We start from the raw sequence: 409 nt of genomic DNA on the forward strand, positions 1-409 counted from the left end.
TGCAGTACCTGGGCGAAGGCGAAACCAAGATCGAGACCTTCACCGTGAAGACGGTGGACGGGACGACGCACGACGTGGTGATCACGATCACCGGCACCAATGACGGCGCCGAAGTGAGCGGCAAGGATCAGGGCGCGGTGACGGAAGACGCCAGCAACCCGAACCTGACCGACACCGGCACGCTGCTGGTGACGGACGTCGATGGCCTGGACGAAGCCCAGTTCCAGACCACGGGCGTCGTTGCCAGCGCCGGCGCGCTGGGCGGTCTGACGATCACGACGACCGGCGACTGGACCTACACGGTGGCGAACGCCGACGTGCAATACCTGGGCGAAGGCGAGACGAAGGTCGAGACCTTCACCGTGAAGACGGTGGACGGGACGACGCACGACATCGTGGTGACGATCAC

At 65.0% G+C, this 409-nt stretch carries 1 protein-coding gene; it reads left to right on the forward strand.

From position 1 onward, the window contains the following. Window positions 1–409, forward strand: a 409-nt coding sequence (locus tag ACLIIZ_RS21115) for a VCBS domain-containing protein (RefSeq protein ID WP_416695679.1), incomplete at both ends; no start/stop codon positions are given.

Source organism: Azonexus caeni, assembly GCF_048146105.1.
Classification (GTDB): Bacteria; Pseudomonadota; Gammaproteobacteria; order Burkholderiales; family Rhodocyclaceae; genus Azonexus; species Azonexus aromaticus_B.